The organism is Microcystis sp. LEGE 08355 (assembly GCF_015207185.1).
GTDB classification, from domain to species: domain Bacteria; phylum Cyanobacteriota; class Cyanobacteriia; order Cyanobacteriales; family Microcystaceae; genus Microcystis; species Microcystis panniformis.
Map to the genome: position 1 here is coordinate 1 of NZ_JADEXI010000268.1, position 6,156 is coordinate 6,156.

6 protein-coding genes and 1 pseudogene are annotated in these 6,156 nt (G+C 37.9%); 6 read left to right on the forward strand and 1 reads right to left on the reverse strand.

The window, feature by feature from the left end; all coding sequences use genetic code 11:
• Window positions 1-124, reverse strand: a pseudogene (locus tag IQ242_RS14115) (photosystem II D2 protein (photosystem q(a) protein)); the annotation flags it as partial.
• A 489-nt stretch (window positions 125-613) separates the two neighbouring features.
• Between IQ242_RS14115 and IQ242_RS14120 the strand changes: the two are divergent.
• The 6 genes from IQ242_RS14120 (at window position 614) to IQ242_RS26215 (ending at window position 6,131) form a co-directional block, all read left to right on the forward strand.
• Entirely contained in the window at window positions 614-1,672 is a 1,059-nt protein-coding gene (locus IQ242_RS14120) for an AccI family restriction endonuclease (protein WP_193960400.1), read from the forward strand.
• Window positions 1,665-3,278 (forward strand): class I SAM-dependent DNA methyltransferase, encoded by a 1,614-nt coding sequence (locus IQ242_RS14125; protein WP_193960401.1) that lies wholly within the window; start codon window positions 1,665-1,667, stop codon window positions 3,276-3,278. The genes IQ242_RS14120 and IQ242_RS14125 overlap by 8 nt, the downstream gene beginning before the upstream one ends.
• A 167-nt stretch (window positions 3,279-3,445) precedes the next feature.
• Window positions 3,446-3,706, forward strand: coding sequence for a type II toxin-antitoxin system Phd/YefM family antitoxin (locus IQ242_RS14130; protein WP_002765925.1), 261 nt, complete (start codon window positions 3,446-3,448; stop codon window positions 3,704-3,706).
• On the forward strand, window positions 3,699-3,959 hold the full coding sequence (locus IQ242_RS14135) for a Txe/YoeB family addiction module toxin (protein ID WP_002765923.1): 261 nt from the start codon (window positions 3,699-3,701) through the stop codon (window positions 3,957-3,959). Before IQ242_RS14130 ends, IQ242_RS14135 begins: the two co-directional genes overlap by 8 nt.
• A 375-nt stretch (window positions 3,960-4,334) precedes the next feature.
• Window positions 4,335-5,699 (forward strand): UbiA family prenyltransferase, encoded by a 1,365-nt coding sequence (locus tag IQ242_RS14140; RefSeq protein WP_193960402.1) that lies wholly within the window; start codon window positions 4,335-4,337, stop codon window positions 5,697-5,699.
• Window positions 5,700-5,954: 255 nt separating this feature from the next.
• Window positions 5,955-6,131, forward strand: a complete 177-nt coding sequence (locus IQ242_RS26215; protein ID WP_228020997.1) for a hypothetical protein — start codon at window positions 5,955-5,957, stop codon at window positions 6,129-6,131.
• The last annotated feature ends 25 nt before the right edge of the window (window positions 6,132-6,156 follow it).

The following is a 6,156-nucleotide window of genomic DNA, read 5'->3' on the forward strand; positions in this document are numbered from 1 at the left end:
TGAAGGCGCAGGGGAAGAGTAGTAAACCAGACCAACCGATGAAGACGAAACGGTCTCTTTTGAGCCAGTCATCGAGAGCATCAAACAGCCCTCTTTCTGGGGCGCGTCCGACAGCAATGGTCATGGGGGTTTTCTCCGAAAAATGTATATTATTGCTAAGATTCCGCGCTCTCTTCTCCATCTATCCGAGCAGGCCAGCAGATGTGTTGAAGAATTGTGAGAAATCTTTACTTTTCTTAACTTACACTATATTGGAAAAAATGACCAATATTTTTTAGGTCGATCTTAAGAAAATCTAAAATTTTTCCAGGAGACCACTTGCTGGGCGTTGCGGGGGGAGACCACTTCGTGCGCGTTGCGGGGGGATTTGGGGAGATGGGGAGATATTCCGCCTCAATTGCTTGGTATTGTCGTCTTCACGTCTTGAGTGGAATGCTAGACCCCTCTGTGCGGTAATTATCCCCAAATTGAGGTGATTAAAGCGCACGGTGCGGTATTTAGGTTTTATTTAGGGGGTTTTAGACCGATGGAAGTGGGATAGTAGGATGGAGAGGGTTGCTAGACGGCAGGGAGTAGTATAATTGATGGCTGGGCTGAACAAGAAGGAGAATTCATGTACAAAGATGATATTCTGAACCTGATAAAGCAATCACCACTTGAGATTGATACTGAAATACAAATGACTGGAAAGCCCCCAACAATGGCTAACTCCGAATTTCTCACGAACAAGGAACAGGGTGATTGGGCTGAAACAATCGTCTTTAAGGCAGTCAATGAATATTCTGGTGATTATTTTGCTGTTAAATATGGGCGTTCCGAATCAATAGCCGCAGGTGATGATGGATTTGCTGATTTTTATATGGAATATCAGAGCGAACTTAATGCGATAGGTAAGAGGCCAGATATCCTGATATTTAAGGTCAGAGACTTTCCAGATGGAAGTATTGACATTGAAAATGATCAGCACATAAGACAGGCTGTGGCTGCGATTGAAGTAAGATCAAGTTCTTTTTTAGCAGACAAATATGCGGCATTCATGAGGGACAGACAAGATCGGGCCATTAAAAAATGCGACGAAATTAGACGAGACATAATCAATACCGACCTTGGTGATCTATTAAGGCGAAAAAACCAGACAATTTACAATCTAATGTCAAATGCTACAGATGACACCTTTAGAGAATTAGACTTTCGTTGTCCGTCATGGTCATCAACAAAAGAGTTAAAAAATCTAACGGAATTACTGAAGAATCTCAAAGAAAATATAAAAATACTGCACAAACGCGATTATTTGGGCATTACACCAAAAATCGAAGATGTTGCCTTGGTCAACAGGTGGATCCAGAAATATAATGTCAAGCATTTTTATCTACAAGTATTTTTTGACAAGGCATATATAATATCATTTAAAGATATTTTGGCACTGGTCTCAAACGATAACAATGATGGAAATAATTTTTCAATAGAAAGAGATGTAAAAAATCAAGGTAAAACTACGATCAAGATCAATGGGCAAATTGGAAAAGAAGTCCTTGGAAAAATTGATATGCCTGAACATAAATCGGCTCTGAAAGAATTAGACAGGGGGCGTCTGCTTTTTTATGTCACTTTTGCAGGCGGCAAGGGATACCTTGATAATAAAATATTTCTAAGGGATGTTATTAATGCGTGAGTTAAAATATATAGCTGAAACTCCACTTAATCATAGGAAAGATTACGGCCAGTTTTTTACACCTATGTGCGTTGCTCGCCTCATGGTACAGTGGGTTTTAAAAGATAATCCAGAAACAGTATTAGACCCAGCGTTTGGCTTAGGCGTTTTTTATGATGAAGCAATAAAAATACCTTCAGGTAATCAAGTACATTTCATTGGATATGAGATTGATAGAAATATATTTGAGTTTCTCAATCGTAATGGTGACAGTCCTTATTTGAGAGTTATCAATAGTGATTACCTCGAAGCTGAAACTGAAAATTTTGACGGTATCATCTGTAATCCACCATATATGCGATTTCAGAAATTTCTTAAGCGTCATGATATATTACCAAAAATTGAAGAAAAAATAGGGAAGAAACTTATTGGTTACTCTAATATCTCTTCCCTATTCCTTGTCAAGTCTTTAAGAGAACTTAAAATCAATGGTAACTTGGCGTATATTATGCCTTTTGAGTTTTTTAATACTGGCTACGGAAAAGAAATCAAAAAAAGTCTCCTTGAAAATCATTTATTGAAGCAAATAATAATCTTTGCCAATGAAAAAGAAATTTTCCCAGAGGCAACGACAACCGTTTGTGTGCTTCTTTGTAAAAATGACGGAAAAAAAGAAACCATTAAAATTTTACAGATTAAAAAAAGTGATGAAATAGATAAAATATCTGATATTAGTAAATTCTATCAGTGGGAAATCGAACCATCGAATTTACCATATAACAAAAAGTGGACACCTATTATTTCATCATTGTTCACTGAACAAGTATCTCCAAATGGCTTCTGTAAGTTGTCCCTATACGGTACGTTTACGAGAGGTATTGCTACTGGCGCAAATGAATTTTTTGCGTTAAAAAAATCAAAAATTGAGCAACGGAAGTTGAGTGATAACAATATTTGTAAGTGTATTACAAAAAGCTATCAAATCCGCAAAGCAGTATTTACTGAGCATGATTTTAATATACTATACAATGAGGATAAGCCAGTCCATTGTTTAGATGTAAAAGACCACGACAACTCTGAAATACGAAATTACATAAAAGAAGGCGAAAAATTGGGATACCATGAGAGGTATCTTACAAAAACAAGGAACACCTGGTACAAAATTGAAAAGAGAAAACCGGCTCCAATTTTATTCGGTGTCTTTAGCAGGGGCAGGTTAAAAGTAATACGCAATTTCACAACAGCAATAAATTTTACCTGCTTTCATTCCTTTTATCCAAATCAATTCGGACAACAATTTATTAATAAATTGTTTGTGTATTTACTGAGTGATATTGGACAGGAAATAATAAAAATCAATCAACGAAGTTATGGTGATGAATTAGACAAGTTTGAACCAAGGGATTTGAATGATAGCTTATGTCCAAGCCAGAAACAATTTGAGATGATCAGTGATGAAGATGCTGAAGAAGTAATTAGTATTGCACAAAATGATCACCAAAAAGCAATTCTAATGAGTAATGCTCTGATCAAAAGACTTATGGACTCCCAACAATGCGCTGCACTGGACGGCAATTCCGCTGCGCTCCATAGTGCGATCGCCGATCTGGTTGGGTGCGTTCCCTGATGCAACTCCTAATTACTCCGCCAATAAATTCCTGGGAACGCACCAAGATTATGGACTTTGAGCAAGCGATCGCAGCTTGAGGGTGCGTTCCCCGAAGCCTTTGGGTTTTGCCAACCAGATTTGGACAGAACTATAATGACAATTGTACTTAACCATGTACAACTCTGATGAGCGTCAACATTGTCAACTTTAGTGAAGCCCGAAAAAACTTTAAATCTGTAATAGATACAGTAGCCAATGATAAAAACTGTACTTTCATTGTCAGAGGAGATACAGAAGATGTTGTTATCATGTCTAAAAGTTATTATGACAGTCTGATGGAAACAGTTTATCTCTTAAAATCTCCGGCTAATGCTCAACATTTGCAAGAAGCGATCGCAGAATATCAAGCAGGTAAAACACAAGAACATGATTTAATCGATGCGTAAGTTGGCTTGGGGTAGTAAAGCATGGAAAGATTATCTTTATTGGCAATCTCAGGACAAGAAAACCCTGAAAAGAATCAATCTGCTGATCCAAGATACTCTATCCAATCCCTTTGAAGGAATCGGTAAACCTGAACCCTTGAGAGAGAATTTGTCAGGTTTTTGGTCCCGTACGGATGAAGCTAATCGTCTTGTCTATGTTGTCGATGATCATTATCTAACAATTATTTCCTGTCGCTATCATTACCAAGATTAGCCATCGCTGTAGCTGTAGGGTGCGTTCCCCACGAAAACGCCTAATTACTCCGTCAATAAATTCCTGGGAACGCACCAAGATTTGTTAGCGCTCCCCTTATCTATTCATGTCATAATTATTTTGTATTCTGGTCAGCCTAGAAATTATGTATCGGTTATGAACACATTTACTGCTGTTGTAGAAAAAGAGTGTAGGGTGTAGGGTGTGGGGTGTAGGGAAAGAAACCTCTTTCATCTGTGGGGGTGAAAATTTTTTCATCAGGACTGACTCCTGACTTCTAAAATATTAACAATGTTTTCCTAGTATTTTTGCAGAAACTTTTGGAAATTATATCTGTCAAGTTGTTTCAATATCTGAACATCTACATATTTACCTATGTCTCCTATTGCTCAAGGTATTCCAGGATTACCAGATTTAACACATCCTGAGGAATTAATCAAGTTTGGTACGCAACTAATTCAAGGTTCACTATTGTTTGCGTTTTTAATTGTAGCTTTGGGAGTTGCGATCGCTCTCATCAGTTTTTCTCTGAGACGCAATACCAGCGAACAAGCTGTTTTCTTTGGGGAATGGTCGATTCGTTATTCCCAACTTCTCAAAGAACTACAACATTTAGCCCTAATTTTAATTTTAGTAGTTACGGGATTTTTCCTCACTTCTACTTTAAGCAACCGTTACCATTACTGGGAACAAGCAAAAGTAGCACAAGTAGCGGAAAGTGTCGCAGGTGATAAATTAGAACAAATTGCGCCCCAAGTGCGTTACATCGTCGAAGAACCTTATAGCTATACTACTCAAGTTAACGGCAAAATAGTCAAGGTGACAGATAAACAAAAAGTTACTCGCTATTTAAACGTAGCAGGTTCAAACATTCAAGTTAAAATTGACCAAAGTGTAAACGTGCAAAGTCGCAGTGCCATTTATCTTATAGATTACACTGCTGATTATAAAATTGTCAATTCACTAAGTGATGTTAATAGTTTTTTCTTTGAAGCACCACCACCCTTAGGCTACTCCTTACTTTCTAGTTATAAAGTAGAAAGAGATGGAACAAGATTAAAACAAATAAACCCTGGAGATTATGGTTTTCCCTTGCAGTTAGAACCAGGACAAGAAACCACAATTAAAGTTAGCTATCAAGCACAAGGTGGACCACGTTGGGTTTATAATGCCACTGATCAATTACTTTCTCAATTTCGCCTCACAACAATTGCTAATTTTAGAAATGCTGATTTTGCTAGTGGGATAGTTCCTCATGAAATTAAAAGTGATGGTGACAGTACCGAATTTACTTGGATATTCGATGAGAATGTTTCTGTTAGAAATCCCTTTGGTGTATTTACTGCCACCAAACCAATAGGAAAAACTGGGATTATGCCCCGGTTATTACTGTTAGCACCAGCCTTGTTTTTGTGGTGGATATTGCTTTTATATTTGTCCCTACCCATGAGTTTAAAAAATTTGGCGATTGCTGCGGGTATTTTCTTTGCTTGCTTATTAACTTTAACCTATCTGGCGCGAGTAATGAATGCAGAAATAGCTTGGTTGATCATATCCTTGATTTTACTCGGTTTCATCTATGGTTTAGGTGCAAATCGTCACGCTGCTTTAGCCGCCATTATTTGTACTATTGCTGGAGCAATTTTACCAGTATTTGCATTATTAATTCCCTTTAGTGGTTTAACCTTGAGTTTAGCAGGTTTGTTATCAGTCGGGTGGTTAGCAATACATCATTGGTAGGGAGTGTTTAACCTGAGAGGGGGACAAGCCAGCTAGAAGGTAGTGCGATCGCCGTTCTTGTAGGTTGGGTTGAGGAACGAAACCCAACAAAATATCCCTTATGGGATGATTATAATTAATTGTGTGGAGTTCTATGATCGGGGGTTGTGCTTCAAGACATTTAATCCAACCTACAAACTATTTTGGCGTTGCTGATTTTAAGTATGAATCACCTCCTAGGCAATTTTCAAAACCTAGGACTATAGGACTTACGCATTGACAGGATCGACCAAATATGAGGTATGGGTTTCGGGCATTTTAACGGGATTTTTTGATGACTTTTCAGCGATCGCTATCGATCAGAAGTTAATCGCCAAAAGTCTGAAACGACGGATTTTCCTTCATACACATCATGGTGAATTTGTACAGTGCGTAACTCCTAGACTAAACTAACTTGCGGATATGTGCAGAATTAGGA